The sequence below is a fragment of the Thioclava sp. F36-7 genome, from assembly GCF_002020075.1.
Lineage (GTDB): Bacteria > Pseudomonadota > Alphaproteobacteria > Rhodobacterales > Rhodobacteraceae > Thioclava > Thioclava sediminum.
On the sequence record NZ_MPZR01000013.1, the window covers coordinates 37,043 to 58,241 of the forward strand.

Genomic DNA, 21,199 nt, shown 5'->3' on the forward strand with positions numbered 1-21,199 from the left:
ATTATGGCACGCAAGAACCTTCTCGACGGGCTCATGAACGCAAGAAACGAGGCGGAGGCGAGCGCACGCAAAGCGGCTGGCGCCCCTGCCCCGGCCGACAAACCCGCCTCGCCGCCGCCGCGGCGCCAGACCGGTGCTATCGGCGCGGTCAGCCAGTCGCTGGCCGAGCTACGGACCCGTGCGTTGGTCGAGGTGCCCGCCGACATGATCGACGATGCGGGGCTGAAGGATCGCTTCGATTCCGATCCCGAAAGCCTTGCGAAACTAATGGAGAGCTTGCGCGAGTACGGTCAGCAGGTGCCTGTGATGCTTCGCCACTCGCCTAATCACGAGGGCCGCTTCGAAATCGTCTATGGTCGGCGTCGCGTTCGAGCGTTGCAACAGCTCGGAATGCCGGTGCGAGCGATGGTGCGCGAGCTTGACGATCGCGATCTTGTCGTGGCGCAAGGACAAGAGAACGCCGCTCGCAAAGACCTAAGTTTTATTGAGAAAGCGAATTTTGCGCGGCAGATGGCCGAAAGCGGCTTCGAAAACAAAGTGATCTGCGAAGCACTGCACACGGATAAAACTGTAGTAAGCCGGATGAAAAAGGTTACGGATGCGATCCCGGAAGCAGTTATCCAGGCGATCGGAACGGCACCCTCTATCGGTCGCGATCGTTGGGTAACCTTGGCGCGTAGGTTCGGCAAGCTCCCCATTGACCAAGTCGTGAAGCTCGCGTCCGGGAACAGCAGCAATAAGCGCTTTGAGGCGGTGTTTGATGCGCATGCCCCGAGCAAGCCTGCCCCCGAGAAGATCACGACGAAAAACGGCGCGCTTCTAGCAGAGGCGCAGCGGCGCGGCGGCAAGCCCGTGATGACGCTGCACGATGACAGTTTCGCCGATTGGCTGCGCGAGAATATGGCGCGGCTGCACGAGGAATTCTCCCGCAAAGACGGGGAATGAGCAGAAGACCGCAACGATAAAAAGGAGGCACGTCAGGACAAAAAAAGACCCCCCAGGACATGACATCCCGAAGGGCCGTTCTTTCTCGCACTTTGAACGTATCCTGACCAGTTGACTCCTGTCAACAACCGCCATGTCTGCGGAGCGATCTTTCATGTCTTCGTGACAGACAGGATGCAACATATCTCACAAACCCCGTTCGGGCGCAGCCTGAACAAAGGGGATTTGCAGGCCGCCGAGATGCTCGACGCGCCGCTACCCGAGCTTGCGCGCGACAAATGGGCCGTGATGCGCGATCTGACCGTCGCACGGGCCGCTTTCGGCGTCAGTGACCGCGATCTGGCAGTGCTGAACGCGCTGCTGTCCTTTCACCCGCACCCCACGCTCGCCGAGGGCGACGGCACGATCGTCTTCCCGTCCAACGCCTCGCTCTCCGAGCGCGCTCATGGGATGCCTGAGAGCACGCTGCGGCGGCATCTCGCGGCGCTGGTGAAGTCCGGCCTCGTGATCCGCCACGACAGCCCCAACGGCAAGCGCTACGCCCGCCGCGCCGGTGAACAGCTCCAGGTGGCGTTCGGCTTCGATCTACGCCCGCTGCTGCTGCGCGAGGCAGAGATCGCACAGGCCGCACAGGCGACCCGGGAGGCACAGGCCCGCTACAAGGCGCTGCGCGAGGCTGTGGTGCTGATCCTGCGCGATGTCGCCCAGCTCATCGACTATGGCCGCGAGACGGTCTCTGCGAACTGGGACGCGCTCTCCGATATGCTGGCGCTGATGAACCGCGAGATGCGGCGGAAGCTGGGCCTTGAGGAGATGACCGACATGCATCTTCGCGCGAACGATTTGCGGGAGAAAGCTAAGGCCTTCATTCCGAAAGAAAAATCAGAAAATATAAGCGGCAAAGACGTCTATAATGAGCGGCACATACAAGATTCAAACATAAGTCTATACGAATCTGAATCTTCCAAAGAAATGGAAGAAGCAGCAACGGGGTCGCCCCTACCCTCTCCGTCCGAGGGTTTGGACCCGTGCGAACCAGAAAAGGAAGCGGAAGCGCCGAAATTGCCGCTGTGGCTCGTGTTGCAGGCCTGTCCGGATGCCCGAGACTATTCGCACGAACCGATCCGATCCTGGGATGATCTGATCGCGCGGGCCGAATTCATTCACCCGATGATGGGCATTTCGCCCTCTGCTTGGGCCGAAGCTGCGCGCCATATGGGCGCGACCAACGCGGCGATAACCGTTCTCGCAATGCTCCAGCGCTCCGAGGAAATCCGAAACCCCGGCGGCTACCTGCGCGCGCTCTCGAGCAAAGCTGCAGACGGTGGCTTCAGCCCCGGCCCGATGGTCATGGCCCTGATGCAAACGCGAAACGCGCGGGCGGTGTGATGTCGGCGTGCTGGGGCGATAGGCTGGATCGGGCACGGGGAGGTCGCTGCGTTGGCGAGCCCCCTACCCTTCCCCGCACAAAAGACGGCGGCGCGTCATGCCTGTGGTCGAGTGGGATGCCGCTCCCCCGCTGTCTCGCTCGGGTAGAGAGTACGAGACAGCCAAGTGGCGTGCTGTGGTGTGCGGATAATCGATCGCCTTTTAACAGCACGCCCTTCGCAGTCGCATCTGCCCGTGCTTCAACTGTCGATGTTTCTGCGGCGGAAGACGGCCGGGAGTGAAGGTGCAGGCCAAAGGGATTTCAGGTTTGCCCTGCTCTACCCGTTCCGCTGACAAGTTCGGCCTTTCCGTTCACGATTTGGCGTCGAACGTCGATGCCGGGCTTTTCAGTGGTCATCCCGAGGCGGCCTCGGTTCGGATCCCGCGAAAGGTAGCATCGAGCGGTATGGTGTGCGGACAAGGACGATTTCCGAGGCCCGAATAGATCTCAAGTCATGCTGCCGAGTTCCACGCGCTTCGGTGCGTCGCGGGCTTTGCGTGATCAGGCCCGCAGCGTTTATCGAAGGGAAAATCGAAGCACCCTGCCCTTCGCCATAGCCACGTTTCGCTCCGCTGGAACAGTTTTGGGGCGCGACGGCGATTTCGTCCCCCGAAGATGAAGTTGACTGCTGTCAACATAGCTGCGCGGCTTCGCGAGACTCGCCAAGCTCAATAAAGCCTGGGTTTTATCCACGAGTGGCGCGCGAATGCCACCGGGCCGAGCTTTTCGGAGGGTTTGCAGTGACGTAAATTGCTCTCCTGCCCGCTTTTGGAAATGCATCGCGAGAATTCCGTAGTGTGTCCCTAAACTCATCCACCGAGCTGACAGCTTCGCAGGTTGCGCTTTGGTAAGAGGTATTAAGTGGGGCCTGTGTTGCCACCGCTGGTGGCAAAGTGCCCCCTTGGGGCCACGCGCTTCATCATTGACTGCAATGGAAATCGTGCCCGCTCTCCGCTCTGCGCGACACTTCGACGTGCCAGGACGCCTGGGATGCGCCCGACTCTAAGTTGACGGCTGTCAACTTTTGGCGGCGAGCTACCAAGTCATCGGCTCTTGGTGGCCGGTCGCAAAATGAGAACCCGCAATCCGCGCACGGGTTCTTCGAAGCGAGATTGCGGCAGCGCTTGGTTGTTCGCTGCAAAGGCGCGGGCTGCCCGTGCTGTACCGGCGCAGCTTACCGCCAGTATGAGAAGCGAAGTGTCCACGTTATCGGACCATGCCTCGTCGGTGAGCTTATCTCGCGGTGTCTCACTACAGCTTGCAATAACCACATGTGGCGTCCCTTTCTCCGCCCGATGTGGTGTGGTGGTCTGTGTTTCACGTCTGACCATCGTAGCTTTGGCGGACGGCCGATGGCGGGTCGATCGTCGCTCACTATTCGATCGGCGCGCCGCGAGCTCAAATCCCGGGAGCCGATCTTGCGACCCTCATCGGCGCCCCACACCCACGCGTCCGCGAGAAGCCATCGGCACTTTCGTGCGTAACCACCGATTTCAGCAGCGCCCAGTGAATGACGCGAGCCGTGGGGCCTGCCAGAAGCGACGCCCAAAGCCGCGCCGTATCCCAAAGATCAAAAGCTATGTGAAGCGCGAATAACCACAGCGACGAGCATCAGGCTCACACTGTTGACGGCTGTCAACTTTGTCAGAGCGCCGCGTTCAGAGCCCCGCGGCCTTCGTCAGGTTCACCCGGAACCGATCGCGGCGGCGTTGGTAGCGGCGGGTCATTTCCGCCGAGGCGTGGCCAAGATGTTTTTGCACGTGACGCTCGTCCACCTCGGCCCAGCTCGCGAGGCCCGCGCGCAGGCTGTGGCCGGAGAATAGCGCGAGCCGCTCGGCCTCGGGCAGGTCGCTGCGGATGCCTGCTGTAAGGACGGTTTGCTTGATCAGCCGCGCGACATGGCGATCGTTGAGCCGGGCCTCGAGGGCCCGACGCCCGTCGCGGGACACGCGCACGAAGAGGGGCCCAAAATCGATCTTGGCGAAGCGCAGCCATTGCTCGAGCGCGTGGACCGGGCAACTACGCTCCGAGGTGCCGCGGCCGATCTCGATCTCGCGCCAACCGGTCTTCGCGTTGAGTGTCATCACAGCGCCGTCTTCCAAGATCTCGACCCAGCCACGGCCATCGATCGTGTCGTCGCGCGCGAGATCGAGCCCCGTGATTTCCGATCGTCGTAATCCTCCGGCATAGCCGAGCAGCAGGATCGCGCGGTCCCGCAATCCGCGCAGATCGTGGGGCAGGGTGGCCGCCATGGCGAGGATCTCCTCGGGTGAGATCGCTTCCTTCTGCTTCGGCGGGCGCGCGTGACGGCGGCGGATTCCGGCGAGCACTGTCGCGATATGGCGGTTACGCCGGTCGATAGTGAAACCGCGCTGCGCCGCGTTCCATGTCAGGCCCGAGAGCCGCCGCTCGATTGTCGACACCGACAGGCCCGGAGAGTTGTCAGCCGGCGCGGCGATATCCGCAAGGTATAGGCCGATCATCTCGGGCGACGGGGGCAGGGGCTCTGCGCCCTTCGTCCGGCACCAACGCGCGAACTGCGCCCAATCCGCGGCATAAGCCGCGAGCGTGTTGTCCGCCGCCGACTGCTGCGCATAGCCGCGCGCGGTCTCCACAAGGCGGTCGAGCGCGCCGGAGCCTGCGATATTTCCCGGAAGGGCAGGGGCTGTGTCCCTCGCGTCGTTATCGGGGTCGTCGCTCATCGGATCGGCTCCTGAAGTAACGGTTTTGAAGCTGCCAGCTGGCCGGTAACTGACAGCCGGGTAGTTTTTGGGTGAGCCATTCGGCGTCGGTTTTCCTAGCAAATGCCCGCAGGTTCGAGTTTAGTTGGCTTTAGTCCGATAATGCAAGATTATTGGACATAACAGTGACCGGCAAAGCGGGGCGGTTTCGCCGTAATATGCTGGCTAAAAGCGCCGCAGAGAGGTAGTCTGAATCATGACGTCGCAGAAGCCCGCCATCTCAGACGCTCGCGAAACCTTACCGCAGCCGCCGGCCTGGGTCACGCAGGGGCATGGCGAAACCCCTGAAGATGTGGCGTTTTTGTCGGGTGCCGCGTTGAGCCATCTGCATCTGGTGTTCACGCGCGACGACGCCCCCCATGCTTTGTTGCGCGAACGCCTCGCGTTACGTGCGGCGGAGGTCCGCGTGACTCATTCGGGCCGCCCGGAGCGGGCGGCGGATCTGCGCGACGCCGTAAACCTTTTGCGCGACGGCGATCTGCCGGGACCGGCGGGCGAAGTCTATCTGGCATGGCGGCGCGCGGTAGAGCGGCCGCTCTCGGTCGCGGCGCTGCAACGCGCTCTGCCCGATCACGCTCCGGAGGCGCTCGACCGTTGGTTGGTGGCAGGGCAGGGGGCTCCGGTCCCGCGGGCGGCGGGCGTTCTGGAGGTGGTGCGCGCTGACGCCCCGCGCGCGCAGCTCGCGGCGCTGATCCTCGCCGATGCCGCCTTGGCGCAGACTCTTGGTTGGAGCCATCTTGTGCCATTGCTCGCGACGGGACTGAAACGCGCCGACCTGCGCCTGACCGGGGCGGAGCTGCACTTCGCCTGCCATCGCGCGCTGCACGCCGCGGGGATCGAGACGACCCGGCTGTTAATAGACCTTACCCGTCGGACCGCCCGGCTGCGTGCCGTAGCGCCGAAGCTGCGGGCGAAAGGGGCGGCGGAGGCGGTGGCCCTGTTCCTTGCCCGGGACGCAATCGCTCCGGCCGCCCTGCCGCTGCCCGATCGCGCCGCGCGCAGGCTTTGCGACAGGCTCGTCCAGCTGGGGGCGATCCGCGAGCTGACCGGGCGCGATACCTTCCGCCTGTATGGGGTGTGAGCATGGCGAGGGATCGGACTGCGCTGGACCGCGAGCTTACCGACCTGCCGCCCGAGCTGCGCTGGCGCGAATGGATGCGGCGGATCGAGGCGGTGCTCTTTGCCTCCGCAACGCCGGTGCCGCGCGACGATCTGGCGCGGGTGGTGGGGCAGGGGGCCTTGGTCGACCTGCTGATCGCCGACCTCTCAGCCGATCTGGAGGGGCGCGCTTTCGAAGTCGCGCGCGTTGCCGATGGTTGGATGCTGCGCACCCGGCCCGTCTATGCGCCCGCGATCCGGGCGGCGGCGGATGTCGGGGACCAGGTTTTCGAGCTGAGCGAATTCGACATCGCCGTGCTCGCGGCCATCGCCTACCACCAGCCGATCACTCGCGACGGGCTCAAGGATATTTTCGGCAAGGAAATCAGCCGCGACCTCACGGGCCGTCTGCATGCGCACGGCTTGATCGCCACCGGCCCCCGCGCCCCGCAACGCGGCGCGCCGTTTACCTTCGTGACCACCCATCAGTTCCTCGCGACCTTCGATCTGGAGACACTTTTAGATTTGCCGGAGCGGGAACACCTCGACGATGCCGGGCTGGGGCCCGCGTAGCGAGATGCGTGTGATGGTCGTTTGGTTCGACTTCTAACAGTCATATCGTGACAGATCTAATGGACATTTGGTGGCACCGTTCTCACGTCGCCTCGGACTCAGGGGCAGAGAATTTACACGCTGACGCAAGCGGCGATTGTGAAAGCTGAGTTTCGGAATGCATATAGAGTGGTGGATCACTGCTCAGCATGGGGTTCACAGCAGCGAGAGGCGAGTTTCAGGGATTGCCCGGCGCTGAACCGATATTCATATGAGTTGCGCAGAGATACGCCGAGCAACAGGACTTCGACCAGCTGCGGCGCACTGGTCGAAGTGGGAGTGGTGCCAGCGGATGCGTCGGCGAAATCTTCGGGCCTGTATCTGTTACCAGGATGAACGCACCCTTGATCGCTCGTTGGGTCGGCGGTGAATTCTTGCCCCTGGGCTAAGCTTGCAAAGATGTGTGCTTGTGAACCGCAGAGCGATACGCTGCGACAAGGTCAGGCGCCGGCATCCCTCCGGCGAGCGATTCGCAGGTCTGAACGTCTTCGAGCGACAACTCCGAAAGAGTTACGATCTGTTTCTGGCTTAGGTTGGCTGCGTCGCGCAGAGCGCGGAGTTCCATCGCAAGAGCGATCTTAGCCGAAAACTCAGCCTCGCGCTCCGCGATCTCCGGGCGCGCCTCAAGCATCTCGTCGTGAAAGCTCTTCATCCGTTGCTTATAGCATGGTTCGGGTGTTGGTGGGAGATTCGAGTTTGTGCGAACTTGGAGCAATCGGCCCTCTCCGGACATTCACGAGGCTGGCGATCGCTGCGCCGCAGCTTCCCCGAACCGGCCCTTCGCAGCAATGTGCAGCATCATCTTCCCGACCAAGGTAAGCAGTGCGAACCAAGCTGCCGTTGTCTTGCCTTCACTTTCGTTGCGTGATGACGGTGAGCGCGACCCTGGCAAGAACAAACGCAACTCCGATCAGGAAAAGCCCCCCATACGGTCGCCAAAGAGCGCCGCCGACGCCCCGATCCCGAAGACTGGCTAAAGGAACTGGACACTCGCCGCAACACGGGCCGGAATGGTGCGCAGCAGCCAGAGCCACAGGAACAGTCCCGCTGCCGTCACGGCCAGTCCAAGGTAGACTGCCGTCGCGACCGCTGTCGGCTCAACCGTGAAGGGCGGTTCGTGACTGGGTGACCTCCATCGGCCTCGAACCCAGCTCCTATGGCAAGCACTCGATGCGCCGCACCATGGTCGCGCAGTTCTATCGGAAGACGGGCAACCTTCGCGCCGTTAATCCTCCTCCTCGGCCATACCAAGATGGACAGCACGGTCCGATATCTGGGGGTCGAACTGGAGGATGCGCTGGCGATCTCTAAAACCGTGGAAATCTGGTCTACCGGGGCGCCCTTCATGGACGTCCCAAGGCGGTCGTTCTCGTTGCCTCGGATTGCTGAAGCATTGCGTGTCGAAGCCGACTTTCGCCTCGGAAGGTGACGCTTTCTAATAAAAGTGCCCTTGATAAAAGTAATGCCGGCCTTGAAATTCTGAGCGCTTGGCGCAAGGGATACTCTGTGCGGGAGAGTTTGTAGGACTTGGCATGGTCTTCTGACAGCAGCAACTGGGAGGTGTTCATGCTGCAAGCGCCCGGAGACGGGACCGATCCGCTCAGTGCGGCGCGTATCCTAATCGTCGATGACGAGCCGGGGATGCGGCATTTCCTCGTCAATACGCTGCATCCCCTCGCACGCCATGTGGACAGCGCAGAAGATACTTGCGCCGCCGAAGCGATGCTCGCAGCGCGCCAATACGACATAATGGTGCTCGACAATATCATGCCGGGGCAGAAAGGTCTCGACTGGCTTCAGGAGCAGCGCTCCAAGGGTGGCTTTACTGATACGATCCTGATAACGGCCTATGCCGATTTGCAGACGGCCATCGAGGCCATGCGTGCGGGTGCCTCGGACTTCCTGATCAAACCTTTCCGCTCGAACCAGATCCTGAACGCGCTGCGCAAGTGTCTCGAACTGGCAAAGTTGAAACGCGAAAATGCACTTTTGCGGCGGGAACTGGAGACGGCCGCCAGCGGCAATCGCCGCAAGGAACTGATCGGGGCCTCGCCTGCAATTGCTGAGGTCCGAGCGCTGCTGGAACGCGTGGCACCCTTGTCGACGCCGGTGCTCATCACCGGCCCCTCCGGGTCAGGCAAAGAAGTCGCCGCGCGCCATCTGCATGGCCGGTCCGGGCGCGGCGCGTCCCCATTCGTCACGATCCAGTGCGGCGCCATCCCGGCGGACATGATCGAATACGAATTGTTCGGTCACGGTGCCGGAGCCTTTAACGGCGCACAGGCCGGGCATGAGGGATTGCTCGAACAGGCCTCAGGAGGGACCGTTTTTCTTGACGATGTCAGCGAGTTGAGCGCAAACGCGCAGACGGCGCTTCTGCGCGTGCTCGAAGACGGCGTGATCCGACCCATCGGCACCGGACGCGACGTGCAACTGGACCTGCGCTTTGTCATCGCGTCGAGCAAGTCGCTGCAAACGGCCGTGCATAAGGGTCATTTCCGCGAGGACCTGCTGTTTCGCATCAACGTTATCGAAGTGGCCATGCCCCCTCTGAAGGATCGCGGCACCGATGTTCTGGACCTCGCCGAGCTGTTCCAGACCGAAATCGCGGCAGCACTCAATCTGCCGATGGTCGAGATGATCTCCGCAGTCAGGTCGGCCATGCTGCGCCATGACTGGCCCGGAAATATCCGTGAGCTGCATAACTTCGTCGAGCGCGCACTGATCTTTGGGCGGTTCCCGATGGAAACGCTCGGGGACGCCGTTGCGCCGGGCGAAATTGCGCCGCTGGAGGACATGGAAAAGCGCGAAATTCTTCGCGCTCTCGAGGCGCTTGGCGGCAACCGAGCCGAGGCCGCGCGACGCTTGGGCGTCTCGCGCAAGACGATTGACCGAAAATGCGCGGCCTGGGGCCTGTAGGTAATGCTGCGCGCGCCCAAAGCCTTGCGGTCCGTCCGCGTGCGCCTGCTGGTAATCGCGCTGCTGCCGATGCTCGTGCTCTTGCCGGTCTTGCTGGGCGGCACCATCTGGCGCTGGTCGGGCAAGGTCGACGCGATCCTGCTCAACAAGGTCACCGGTGACCTGACCATCGCGGATCAATATCTCGGGCGGCTGGTCGAGACCTCTGGTGAGCATATCGATGCCGTCGCGGGGTCTGTGGCGCTGCAAACCGCGCTCGACAATGGCACGATCGACGCCTTTCTGGAGCAGGAGCGTGGGCGGCTCGGGCTCGATTTCCTACATATCACGCGGGATACGACCTGGCCCGTCATCAAAGATGCGCTCGACGGGAAGTGGCAAAGCAAGATCGACGTGTTCGATGCAGATACGTTGGCAGCGATATCCCCCGACCTAGCTGCGCAAGCGGAAATTCCCTTGGTTCCCACCCGCGGCGCGGTGCCCACGGAGCGCACCGTCGAGATGCGCGGAATGGTCATTCATTCAGCCGCCCCGCTGACGCTTCCAGACGGGACGCGGGCGGCGTTGGCGGGGGGCGTCCTGCTGAACCGAAACTTGGGTTTCATCGACACGATCAACGCGCTCGTCTACCGCGCCGAAAGCCTGCCCGAGGGCAGCCAGGGCACGGCGACGCTGTTTCTGGATGACGTGCGCATTTCCACCAATGTTCGCCTCTTTGAGAATGTGCGGGCGCTGGGAACTCGTGTCTCTGCCGAGGTTCGCGCACGGGTTCTGGGCGAAGGATACATCTGGCTGGATCGCGCCTTTGTCGTCAATGACTGGTATATCTCGGCCTATGAACCCATTCTCGACAGTTTCGGCACACCGGTCGGGATGCTTTATGTCGGCTTTCTAGAAGCGCCGTTCAGCGCGGCCAAGCGCAATTCGGTCATTACGCTGAGCCTTGCGTTCCTGTTCATCACACTGGCGTCGGTTCCTGTTTTCCTGCGATGGGCTCGGCGTATTTTTCGCCCGCTCGAAGGAATGACCCGCACCATCGACCGGGTGGAAAGCGGCGATCTGGGGGCACGCAACGCTCCGGTCGAAACGGATGGCGAGATCGCACAGGTCGCGCGACATTTCGACAGCCTGCTAGACCGGCTCCAACAACGCGACCGCGAGCTGCGCCAATGGGGTCAGACGCTGGAGCACCGCGTGGAGGAGCGAACCCGCGATTTGCATGACGCCAACCAGCGACTGGAGCAAACTACCGAACGTCTGATCATATCCGAGAAACTGGCCGCTGTGGGCGAGATCACCGCTTCTGTCGCGCATGAAATCAACAACCCGGTCGCGGTGATCCAAGGCAATTTGGACCTCGCGCGCAGCAACCTTGGAGAGGACGGCCGCCGAGCTGAAGAAGAGTTCCGCCTCATCGACGACCAAGTCTATCGCATCGGTGTCATTGTCTCGAAGCTGTTGCATTTCGCGCGCCCCGAGGAATATTCCGGCGCCGATAGGTTGGTGGACCTCTCGCAGGTAGCTCGTGATTGCCTCGTCTTGACTCGGCACCAGATTCAGGCGGCGGGCATCACGAGTGTGGTTGAGACCGAGAGCAGGTCGCAAGTGCATATGTCGCGGACGGAATTGCAGCAGGTCATCGTCAATCTGATTCTGAACGCAGTCCAAGCCATGCCCGGCGGCGGGACACTTCGCGTGGCTACGGCCGAGGAGGCCGGCGAGGTCATCCTGAGCGTAGAGGATACCGGCACCGGTATCGACCCGTCGGTGCTACCGCGCATCTTCGACCCGTTCTTCACCACCAAGCAGGCGCAGGGCACGGGACTGGGCCTGTCGATCAGCCAGCAACTCGTGAGTCGCGCCGGCGGGCGGATTTCCGCGCGCTCGATGCCCGGAGGTGGCAGCCGGTTTGAAATCATCCTGCCCGCCGCTGTTGCCGACTGATCCGGACACAATGACCAGACTTCGCCGACCGGCGTCGCATGTGCCGGGACAAAATGTCCAACTTATTCGAAAGCGAGAGAGCGGGGCAGGACAATGTGTCCCATTAAGTAACTGATAAAAAATAATAATTTTCTTGACAACGCAAGGGCTGAATCGCCTGCTTATGTCCGCGCATGCCGTTGCATGCCGCCGGAGCGGCCCGGGGAGGAGACCGGGGCGTTCCGTCAAGAACATGGGAGGAAACTACATGAGCAACGCTTCTGGCGGGGCGCTGGGCTTTCTGCACAAAAGCCACATCGTCGCCGAACCCGGTTTCAACCGCTGGCGGGTTCCGCCGGCATCCATCGCCATTCATCTGTGCATCGGCTCCGTCTACGCCTGGTCGGTGTTCAACCCGGCGCTGACCCGCGCGTTGGGCGTGGTCGCGCCCGCCGCCGAAGATTGGTCGCTGAGCTCGGTCGTCTGGATCTTCTCGGTCGCGATCGTGTTTCTGGGCCTCGCCGCGGCCTTCGCGGGAAAGTGGCTGGAAGACGTTGGGCCGCGCATGGTCGGCGTGGTGGCCGCGTTCCTTTGGGGCGGCGGTTTCATCATCGGCTCGTTCGGCATCGCCGCGCACCAGCTTTGGCTGATCTATCTTGGTTACGGCGTGCTGGGCGGCTGCGGGCTGGGGCTGGGCTATGTCTCGCCGGTGTCGACGCTGATCCGCTGGTTCCCCGACCGGCGGGGCATGGCGACGGGCATGGCGATCATGGGCTTCGGCGGCGGCGCGATGATCGCGGCTCCGGTGCAAGGCTGGCTGCTGGGCGTGTTCCAGAAAGCCCCCGACTTCCTCGGCGCGCGAGACGCTGTCGCGACCGTGGTCGAAAACGGTCGTGTCTTTGCCGAAACCGCCGCAGGCAAGGTCGAGGTCGTCGTGGCCAGTGCCGCGCAGGCAGCGGATTTCGGCGGCCAGGCGGGCGTCTATGTCGTGGGCACCGGCAATACGGGTGCAGCACAGACCTTCATGACGCTGGGCATCGTCTATTTCATCGTCATGATCCTGGCCTCGTTCCAGTATCGCGTGCCTGCCGAAGACTGGAAGCCCGCAGGATGGCAGCCCAAGCCCGTCGCCTCGGGCATGGTGTCGCAAAACAACGTCCATATCGATCAGTCGCTGAAAACGCCGCAGTTCTGGCAGATGTGGCTAATGCTGTGCTTCAACGTGACCGCCGGTATTGGCGTGATCGGTGTGGCCAAAACGATGATGTCGGAAATCTTCGGCACGGTGATGCCGCTGGTGGTCACGGCGGCGTTCGCCTCGACCTACGTGCTGATGATCTCGGTCTTCAACATGGTGGGGCGCTTCTTCTGGGCGTCGACCTCGGACTACATCGGCCGCAAGGCGACATACATGTGCTTCTTCGTCTTGGGCACGATCCTGTATCTGTCGATCCCCTATTTCGCCACAGCAGTGGCCACCAACCCGTCGATCGTCTACCTGATCGGCTTCTACGCCGCGACGATGATCATCTTCTCGATGTATGGAGGCGGGTTCGCGACTATCCCGGCCTACCTCGCCGACATGTTCGGAACCATGCATGTGGGCGGCATCCACGGGCGGTTGCTGACGGCTTGGTCTACCGCAGGCGTGCTTGGGCCACTGGCCATCACCTCGCTGCGGCAGATGTCGGTGACGAACGCGATCCAGGATCTGGCCGCCAAGGTCGATCCGGCGGCCTTTGCCGAGAAATTCGGTGCCCCGTTGACGCAATTGGATCAACTGGCCGCGGCCAAGACCGTGACTATCGCCAAGCTGATGGAAATTGCGCCCGCCGGCACGATTGACCCGACCCCGTCGCTCTACAACACCACCATGTATTGCATGGCGGCGCTGTTGGTCGTGGCGTTCTTTGCCAACCTGATGATGAAGCCCGTTAAGGAACACCACCACCACGACGAACCGGAACTGCAAGCCGTTCCGGGTGAATGATGAAATCGGGCCGGGGCGTGCGTTGCGCGCCCCGGCCTTCGATGAGAGCGCCGCAGGAAAGACCGCCGATGCTGGACAAGCTGGAAATGTTCATCGCGCTGGCCAAAGAGGGGCATTTCGGGCGTGCTGCCGAGCGGATGAATATCGCGCAGCCGACGCTGTCCGCCGGGATCAAGCAGCTGGAAGCGCAGCTGGGCGTGCAGCTGGTGCATCGTGGCTCGCGGTTTGGCGGGCTGACACCTGAAGGCCAGACCGCCTTATCCTGGTCCAAGCGCATCGTCGAGGATGCGCGGCAATTGCAAGACGAGATGCGGAACAGTCGGCACGGCTTGACCGGCGAGGTGCGGCTTGCGGTGATCCCCACCGCGCAGACCTGGGCCGGGCGGCTTTGCACCACTTTCGCCAAGCGTCATCCGGGCGTGCGCTTCACCATCCTGTCGCGCAACTCTCGCGAGATCCTGCAAATGCTCGACGATTTCGAGGCCGATGCCGGGATTTCCTACTTGGAAAACGAGCCTCTCGGCCGAGTTGATGCCGCAGAACTCTATGACGAAAGCTATATCCTCGTCTGTGCCCGCAATTCTCCATTTGCGGATAAGCCCAAGATGTCGTGGTCCGATCTTGAAGGGCAGACGCTGGCACTGCTCACCCCTGACATGCAGAACCGGCGGATCATCAATCGGCTCTTTGCCGAAAGCGGCGTGACCCCGGCGACCTGTATCGAGGCGAATTCCATCATCGCGCTGGTCGCGAGCGTGGCGTCGGGCCATTGCATGACCGTGCTGCCCCAGGACGTGGCCGAGTTCGTCGCAGGCGGCAAAGACGTCGCGCTGGTGCCGCTCGAAGGTGCGTCGCGGCCACAGAAGGTCGCCCTGATCCTGCCGCAGCGCGACCCGCGAACCCCCATTCTGTCGGCGCTTCTAGCCGAAGCCAGGCGCCTGCCTGCCACTTGATCCAAAACTCCTATCGCCCCACGGAACGCCGTTATTGATCAGCGCTCCCTACCGTGTGCCAACGTATGCCAAATTGGAGGACGACAGCCATGGCCCAGCCTGCCACCGTTATCGACGACGACGAGATCGCTCGGATCGTCGACGCCCACCGCGCCCTCGAAGGGCCGCTTCTGCCGATGCTGCATGCTTTGCAGGAAGCGTTCGGATATATCCCCACGCAGGCCCATGGACCGATCTGCGATGCCCTGAACATCACCCGCGCCGAATTGCACGGCGTGATCACTTTTTACCATGACTTCCGCGAAAAGCCCGCCGGGCGTCATGTTCTGAAAATCTGTCGCGCCGAGGCCTGCCAGTCGGTTGGCGGCGCGGCGGTGGCCGACGCGCTGCTGGCCAAGCTGGGGCTCGAATGGCACGACACCACGGCCAATGGCGCGGTGACGATCGAGCCGGTTTATTGCCTTGGGATGTGTGCGTGTGCGCCCGCCGCGATGGTGGATGACCGGGTGGTGGGGCGCGTCGATGCCGCGAAACTGGACAAGCTGCTGGCGGAGATGGCCGCATGAAGATTTACGTTCCGATGGATAGCGCGGCCAAAGCACTGGGGGCCGAGGAAGTGGTTTCCGCCCTGCGCGCTGCGGCCCCCGAGGCACAGATCGTGCGGACCGGCTCACGCGGGATGATCTGGCTGGAACCGCTGGTCGAGGTCGAAGTGGATGGCGTGCGCCACGGTTTTGGTCCTGCTGAGCCGTCTGATGTGGTGGGTATTCTGGATGGTAGCAGCGCCAAGGCGCTTGGCCCGGTCGAAAACCTTGACTGGATGAAGCGCCAGAGCCGCCTCACCTTTGCTCGTGTCGGGGTGATCGATCCGCTGTCGCTGGCCGATTATCGGGCGCATGGTGGCCTTGCCGGGCTGCGCCGCGCGCTGGCCATGACCGGGCAGGAGATCGTTGACGAAGTCAAGACGTCCGGCCTGCGCGGAAGGGGTGGCGCTGGCTTCCCGACCGGCATCAAGTGGCAGACCGTGCACGATGCTGACGCGCCGCAGAAATACATCGTCTGCAACGCCGACGAAGGCGACAGTGCGACCTTTGCCGACCGCATGCTGATGGAGGGCGACCCCTTTACTCTGATCGAGGGTATGACCATTGCCGGGATCGGCGTCGGTGCCACCAAGGGCTACGTCTACCTGCGCTCGGAATATCCCGACGCGATTGCCGTGATGACCCGTGCGGTGGAGGTCGCCCGTGCCGAGGGGCTGCTAGGCCCTGACGTCCTGGGCTCTGGCCGCGCCTTCGAGATGGAAATCCGCAAAGGCGCGGGCGCCTATGTCTGCGGCGAGGAAACGTCATTGCTCAACTCGCTCGAAGGTAAGCGCGGCGTAGTCCGTGCCAAGCCGCCGCTGCCCGCGCTCGAGGGGTTCCTTGGACGCCCGACCGTGGTTAACAACGTCATCAGCCTCGCTACGGTGCCGGTAATCTTCGAAAAGGGCGGGCAGGCCTACGCCGATTTCGGCCTTGGTCGGTCGCGTGGGACCGTGACGCTGCAGATCGCAGGCAACGTGGCGCGCGGCGGGCTGTTCGAAACCGCCTTTGGCATCAGCCTCGGAGAGGTGGTCAACGATCTCGGGGGCGGCACTCTGTCGGGCCGTCCGGTCAAGGCGGTGCAGGTTGGCGGGCCGCTGGGGGCCTACATGCCGCTCAGCAAGTTCAACACACTGCTGGGCTACGAGGAGTTCGACGCGGCGGGCGGGTTGATTGGCCATGCGGGCCTGACCGTCTTTGACGACACCACCGACATGCTGGACATGGCGCGCTTTGCGATGGAATTCTGCGCCGTCGAAAGCTGTGGCAAATGCACCCCCTGCCGGATCGGCGCGGTGCGCGGTGTCGAAACCATCGACCGCATCGCACAGGGCGACGCCGACGCGCTACCGCTGCTGGCCGACCTGTGCGAGACGATGAAGGACGGCTCGCTCTGCGCGTTGGGGGGCTTTACGCCGTTTCCGGTCATGTCTGCCGTCACCCAATTCCCCGACGATTTCGCTCGCCTGAAGGAGGCCGCCGAATGAAGGACTTCATCATTCCAGTCGACCGCGACATGGGCACGCCCGCCAGGAAGGGTAAGCCGGTCACCCTGACCATCGACGGGTTCGAGGTAACGGTGCCCGAGGGCACGTCGGTGCTGCGCGCCGCTGCCGAAATCGGCATCCAAATTCCCAAACTTTGCGCTTCGGACAATCTTGAGGCGTTCGGGTCCTGCCGCCTTTGCGCTGTCGAAATCGAAGGCCGCCGGGGCACCCCGGCCTCCTGCACGACGCCGGTCGCGCCGGGCATGGTGGTGGACACCAACTCGACCAAGGTGCGCAAGATCCGCAAGGGCGTGATGGAGCTTTATATCTCCGACCATCCGCTGGACTGCCTGACCTGCTCGGCCAATGGCGACTGCGAGTTGCAGGACATGGCGGGCGCTGTCGGCCTGCGCGACGTGCGCTACAAGGCGCCGGAAAACGGCGGCTTGGCCAATCACTTCTCCGCCCGCAACACCAGCGGCGAGGCCAATCCCGAATGGCTGCCCAAGGACGACTCGAACCCCTATTTCAGCTACGATCCGTCCAAGTGCATCGTATGCAACCGCTGCGTCCGCGCCTGCGAAGAGGTGCAGGGCACCTTTGCACTGACCATCGCGGGGCGCGGGTTTGACAGCCGCGTGTCGGCGGGTGGCGCCGGCGATGACTTCCTGTCGTCGGATTGCGTGTCCTGCGGAGCCTGTGTGCAGGCCTGCCCGACCGCGACCTTGCAGGAAAAATCCATCATCGAGATGGGCACGCCGGATCGGTCCGTCGTGACCACCTGCGCCTATTGCGGCGTGGGCTGCTCGTTCAAGGCGGAAATGCAGGGCGACGATCTGGTCCGGATGGTCCCCTACAAGCACGGCAAGGCCAATCGCGGGCACAGCTGCGTCAAGGGCCGCTTTGCCTATGGCTATGCCAACCACCGCGACCGCATCCTCAACCCGATGATCCGCGACACCATCGACGAGCCGTGGCGCGAAGTCAGCTGGGACGAGGCGCTGACCTTTGCAGCAAACCGCCTGCGCGGGTTGCAGGACACCTATGGCAAGAAGTCCATCGGAGTTATCACCTCCAGCCGCTGCACAAACGAGGAAACCTTCCTCGTGCAGAAATTGACCCGCGCGGTCTTTGGCAACAACAACACCGACACCTGCGCCCGCGTCTGCCATTCGCCGACCGGCTACGGACTGGGCCAGACCTTTGGCACCAGCGCTGGCACACAGGATTTCGACAGCGTCGAACAGACCGATGTGGTCATTGTCATCGGCGCGAACCCGACCGACGGTCACCCGGTCTTTGCCAGCCGCCTGAAAAAGCGCCTGCGCGCCGGGGCCAAGCTGATCGTGATCGACCCACGCCGCATCGACCTTGTGAAATCGGCGCATATCGAGGCTTCGCATCATCTGGCCCTGACGCCGGGCACCAACGTTGCCGTCGTCACCGCCCTGGCACATGTGATCGTCACCGAAGGCCTGATGGACGAGGCGTTCATCCGCGAACGTTGTGACTGGGACGAATTCCAAGTCTATGCCGAGTTCGTCTCAGAGGCCCGACACAGCCCCGAGGCGACCCAGCTCCTGACCGGCGTTCCCGCTGAGGAACTGCGTGCTGCGGCCCGCACCTTTGCCCGTGGCGGCAACGGCGCGATCTATTACGGGCTTGGCGTGACTGAGCATTCGCAGGGCTCGACCACCGTTATGGGGATTGCCAACCTCGCAATGCTGACCGGCAATATCGGCCGTCCCGGCGTGGGCGTGAATCCGCTGCGCGGGCAGAATAACGTGCAGGGCTCGTGCGACATGGGGTCCTTCCCGCACGAACTGCCGGGCTATCGCCATGTGAAACTGCCCGAGGTGCGCGAGATTTTCGAAACCACTTGGGGCGTTCAGATCGACCCGGAGCCTGGGCTACGCATCCCCAACATGCTAGATGCGGCAGTCGAGGGCAGCTTCAAGGGGCTCTATTGTCAGGGCGAGGACATCCTGCAATCCGACCCCGACACTAAACATGTGGCGGCCGGGTTGGCAGCTATGGACTGCGTTATCGTGCATGACCTCTTCCTGAACGAGACGGCGAATTACGCGCATGTGTTCCTGCCGGGATCGACCTTCCTCGAAAAGGACGGAACCTTCACCAACGCCGAACGCCGCATCAATCGCGTGCGTCGGGTCATGGCGCCAAAGAATGGCTATGCCGACTGGGAAGTGACGCAACTCTTGGCAAATGCCATGGGGGCAGGATGGTTTTATACCCATCCGAGCCAGATAATGGACGAAATCGCTGCGACGACGCCGTCTTTCGCGGGTGTGAACTACGCCCTACTAGAGGAAAAGGGCTCGATCCAATGGCCCTGCAACGAAGACCACCCGGAAGGCACGCCGTTGATGCATGTCGACGGCTTCGTGCGGGGTAAGGGGCGTTTCATCGTCACCGAATACGTCGCGACAGACGAGAAGACCGGCCCGCGCTTCCCGCTGTTGCTGACCACCGGGCGCATTCTGTCGCAATACAATGTGGGGGCTCAGACCCGGCGCACTGACAACGTGGTTTGGCATGACGGCGACGTGCTGGAGATCCACCCACACGACGCCGAGAACCGTGGCCTAAACGATGGCGACTGGGTAAAGCTAGCCTCGCGGTCGGGCGAGACGACGTTGAAGGCAAAGGTGACAGATCGCGTCAGCCCTGGCGTGGTCTACACCACCTTCCACCACCCCGATACGCAGGCCAACGTCATCACCACCGACTATTCCGACTGGGCCACCAACTGCCCGGAATACAAGGTCACGGCGGTGCAGGTCTCGCCCTCGAACGGGCCAACCGACTGGCAGGAGGATTACGCGGCACAGGCTGAACGCTCGCGCCGGATTCTGCCCGCGGCGGAATGAATATGCAGAGGCACACTAGGGCACCGGGCCGAGCGCCCGCGCAAAGCGGCGCTGATCCAGTCGGTCCGTGGCGCGCCGGGATGACCTCCCGGCTGTCTAGCGAGAGGGACCAGAAATGCGCCGTCGCGGGCATTCCAGTCCCCAGAACTGTCTCAGCCCCCACCAGCGCAGCCGTGGGTCTCATCAAGCAGGCTGGGATCACCCTTGCTGCGTTCATCAGCGGCCTGAGTGTAATCTTTATTCCCGTCCTATAAATAAAGAGGCCGCAAATGGCGCCTGACAAAATGATCCGCATGGCGAACCAGATCGCCACCTTCTTCAAAACCCAGCCGGGTGACGATGCACCCGCCAAAGTTGCCGCACATATCACCGACTTCTGGGAGCCGCGCATGCGTGCTCAGTTGCGGGACTATGCCGCCGGCGGCGGCGACGGGCTGGATGACATCGTCTTGAAAGCGGTTCCACTGGTCTGATTGCCAAGACCGGCGTCTTCGTCAATTGCCTGCCTGCATTGGTGATGGAATGTCAGCTTCCGTCGCAGGGTAGCAAAACGCTTGCGCTCGCGGCAAATGTCCGGAATCCGCCCTTCGTGTCGCGGTGCTGCAGGTGCAAAGAGCTCGCCGATAAGGTTTTTTACGTAAATCTGTCCGAGGACCCGCTATTGTCCATTTCGATTACCATTACTCTGGCAAACCGCCATCGGCGAAAAGGTTCGGGAAAAGCCGTTCTCGATAGTCCATCGGGAACGCCAGTCTTACTGGCGTCTTCGGCGAAGACGACGTCAGATACCCGGCAGCGGTCAGTTTGCCGAGCGTGTTGCGCGCGGTGCGTTCAGAGGTTTTGAGAACGATCTGTGCCTCACCACGCTCAAGCTTGCCATAGCGGAGAACGGCCGAGATCAGATCTGGGGCACGCTTGTCGTCAATGGTGTCTCCGACAAGGCGGCGGTAGCGCTTTTCTAGCCCGCCAAGGTCGAACAGCTTTGCGGAAAACGTGATTTGGTCAAGCGTCACTTTCAGAAACCATTCGCTGAAAGCCTTCAAGGCGGCTTCAGACAGGTTGCCGCGCCCGTCGCGGTCTCCGCGCCTTGGGCTGTCTGCTAGGTCCATCATGCGTTTGTATTCACCGCGATCGGTAAGCCCGCGTGAAAGTCCTCGGGAAACTGACCACAGGCCTTGACCGCCAATACCGGCTGTCAGGGCCATGGCATGGGACATCAATCGGCTGACGCGCCCGTTTCCGTCCGGGAATGGGTGGATGTAATTCAGTCGATGATGCGCCGACGCGATCGCGATGATCCTCCCGCTAGAGGACCGCGCAGCGATCTGGAAGCGCTTGTCAAAGTGCTCCATGAAGGCGGCAACGCGCGGCGAAGAAGGAGGCAGGTGACGCCCGACCGCCACTTCCTTGTCGCCGTCTTGGCGCATACGCCCGGGAATGATCGGTTCGAGTGTTCCGTCTGGGTGCTCTATGACTCGAAACTCATCAGGCATTTCGTCGTAGAAAGCCTTATGCACCCACGTGAGAAACTCAATGGACGTGGGTCGGGGTGCGCACACCGGGGTCATCTGGTCACCGATTCCGATAATATCCGGTCGGTCATTCCGATTTAATCCGGTCACGGATT

Annotated in this window: 16 protein-coding genes and 1 pseudogene; 14 read left to right on the top strand and 3 right to left on the bottom strand. The window is 62.4% G+C overall.

Annotated features, from left to right (window positions below; genetic code table 11):
- Positions 1 to 3: 3 nt before the first annotated feature.
- Both repB and repC read left to right on the top strand, forming a co-directional pair.
- Positions 4 to 945, top strand: coding sequence for a plasmid partitioning protein RepB (repB, locus tag BMI89_RS18945; protein WP_078572380.1), 942 nt, complete (start codon positions 4 to 6; stop codon positions 943 to 945).
- Between the two features lie 174 nt (positions 946 to 1,119).
- On the top strand, positions 1,120 to 2,334 hold the full coding sequence (gene repC, locus BMI89_RS18950) for a plasmid replication protein RepC (RefSeq protein ID WP_078572381.1): 1,215 nt from the start codon (positions 1,120 to 1,122) through the stop codon (positions 2,332 to 2,334).
- A gap of 1,698 nt (positions 2,335 to 4,032) precedes the next feature.
- Here the strand turns inward: repC and BMI89_RS18955 are convergent.
- Positions 4,033 to 5,076 (bottom strand): tyrosine-type recombinase/integrase, encoded by a 1,044-nt coding sequence (locus BMI89_RS18955; protein WP_078572382.1) that lies wholly within the window; start codon positions 5,074 to 5,076, stop codon positions 4,033 to 4,035.
- Between the two features lie 235 nt (positions 5,077 to 5,311).
- Between BMI89_RS18955 and BMI89_RS18960 the strand changes: the two genes are divergently transcribed.
- On the top strand, positions 5,312 to 6,196 hold the full coding sequence (locus BMI89_RS18960; RefSeq protein ID WP_078572383.1) for a DUF1403 family protein: 885 nt from the start codon (positions 5,312 to 5,314) through the stop codon (positions 6,194 to 6,196).
- 2 nt (positions 6,197 to 6,198) lie between these two features.
- Complete coding sequence (locus tag BMI89_RS18965; protein WP_078572384.1) at positions 6,199 to 6,786, top strand: SMC-Scp complex subunit ScpB; 588 nt, start codon at positions 6,199 to 6,201, stop codon at positions 6,784 to 6,786.
- 424 nt (positions 6,787 to 7,210) lie between these two features.
- Here the strand turns inward: BMI89_RS18965 and BMI89_RS18970 are convergent, their stop codons facing one another.
- Positions 7,211 to 7,477, bottom strand: coding sequence for a hypothetical protein (locus BMI89_RS18970; protein ID WP_078572385.1), 267 nt, complete (start codon positions 7,475 to 7,477; stop codon positions 7,211 to 7,213).
- A 455-nt stretch (positions 7,478 to 7,932) separates the two neighbouring features.
- Here BMI89_RS18970 and BMI89_RS21145 point away from each other — a divergent pair.
- From BMI89_RS21145 to BMI89_RS19020, 10 genes and pseudogenes are all read left to right on the top strand, one after another.
- Positions 7,933 to 8,149, top strand: a pseudogene (locus BMI89_RS21145) (integrase); the annotation flags it as partial.
- Positions 8,150 to 8,391: 242 nt separating this feature from the next.
- Positions 8,392 to 9,744 carry a sigma-54 dependent transcriptional regulator gene (locus tag BMI89_RS18980; protein WP_078572386.1) on the top strand — a complete coding sequence of 451 codons (1,353 nt, stop codon included), beginning with the start codon at positions 8,392 to 8,394 and terminating at the stop codon, positions 9,742 to 9,744.
- Between the two features lie 3 nt (positions 9,745 to 9,747).
- Positions 9,748 to 11,688 (top strand): cache domain-containing protein, encoded by a 1,941-nt coding sequence (locus BMI89_RS18985; RefSeq protein ID WP_078572387.1) that lies wholly within the window; start codon positions 9,748 to 9,750, stop codon positions 11,686 to 11,688.
- A gap of 247 nt (positions 11,689 to 11,935) precedes the next feature.
- Positions 11,936 to 13,657, top strand: coding sequence for an OFA family MFS transporter (locus tag BMI89_RS18990; RefSeq protein WP_075777247.1), 1,722 nt, complete (start codon positions 11,936 to 11,938; stop codon positions 13,655 to 13,657).
- A 68-nt stretch (positions 13,658 to 13,725) separates the two neighbouring features.
- Positions 13,726 to 14,610 carry a LysR family transcriptional regulator gene (locus BMI89_RS18995; protein ID WP_078572388.1) on the top strand — a complete coding sequence of 295 codons (885 nt, stop codon included), beginning with the start codon at positions 13,726 to 13,728 and terminating at the stop codon, positions 14,608 to 14,610.
- 89 nt (positions 14,611 to 14,699) lie between these two features.
- Entirely contained in the window at positions 14,700 to 15,176 is a 477-nt protein-coding gene (locus BMI89_RS19000) for a formate dehydrogenase subunit gamma (protein WP_078572389.1), read from the top strand.
- On the top strand, positions 15,173 to 16,681 hold the full coding sequence (locus tag BMI89_RS19005; RefSeq protein ID WP_078572390.1) for a formate dehydrogenase beta subunit: 1,509 nt from the start codon (positions 15,173 to 15,175) through the stop codon (positions 16,679 to 16,681). The genes BMI89_RS19000 and BMI89_RS19005 overlap by 4 nt, the downstream gene beginning before the upstream one ends.
- Positions 16,678 to 19,572 (top strand): formate dehydrogenase subunit alpha, encoded by a 2,895-nt coding sequence (fdhF, locus tag BMI89_RS19010; RefSeq protein WP_078572391.1) that lies wholly within the window; start codon positions 16,678 to 16,680, stop codon positions 19,570 to 19,572. Before BMI89_RS19005 ends, fdhF begins: the two co-directional genes overlap by 4 nt.
- A gap of 80 nt (positions 19,573 to 19,652) precedes the next feature.
- The gene (locus tag BMI89_RS19015) at positions 19,653 to 19,826 is read left to right on the top strand and encodes a formate dehydrogenase accessory sulfurtransferase FdhD (RefSeq protein WP_246832073.1); all 174 of its coding nucleotides are present in this window, start codon (positions 19,653 to 19,655) and stop codon (positions 19,824 to 19,826) included.
- Between the two features lie 15 nt (positions 19,827 to 19,841).
- The gene (locus tag BMI89_RS19020; RefSeq protein ID WP_078572393.1) at positions 19,842 to 20,045 is read left to right on the top strand and encodes a formate dehydrogenase subunit delta; all 204 of its coding nucleotides are present in this window, start codon (positions 19,842 to 19,844) and stop codon (positions 20,043 to 20,045) included.
- A gap of 207 nt (positions 20,046 to 20,252) precedes the next feature.
- Here BMI89_RS19020 and BMI89_RS19025 read toward each other — a convergent pair.
- Positions 20,253 to 21,199 (bottom strand): Fic family protein (locus BMI89_RS19025; protein ID WP_246832074.1); only part of this gene is annotated, 947 nt, incomplete at its 5' end.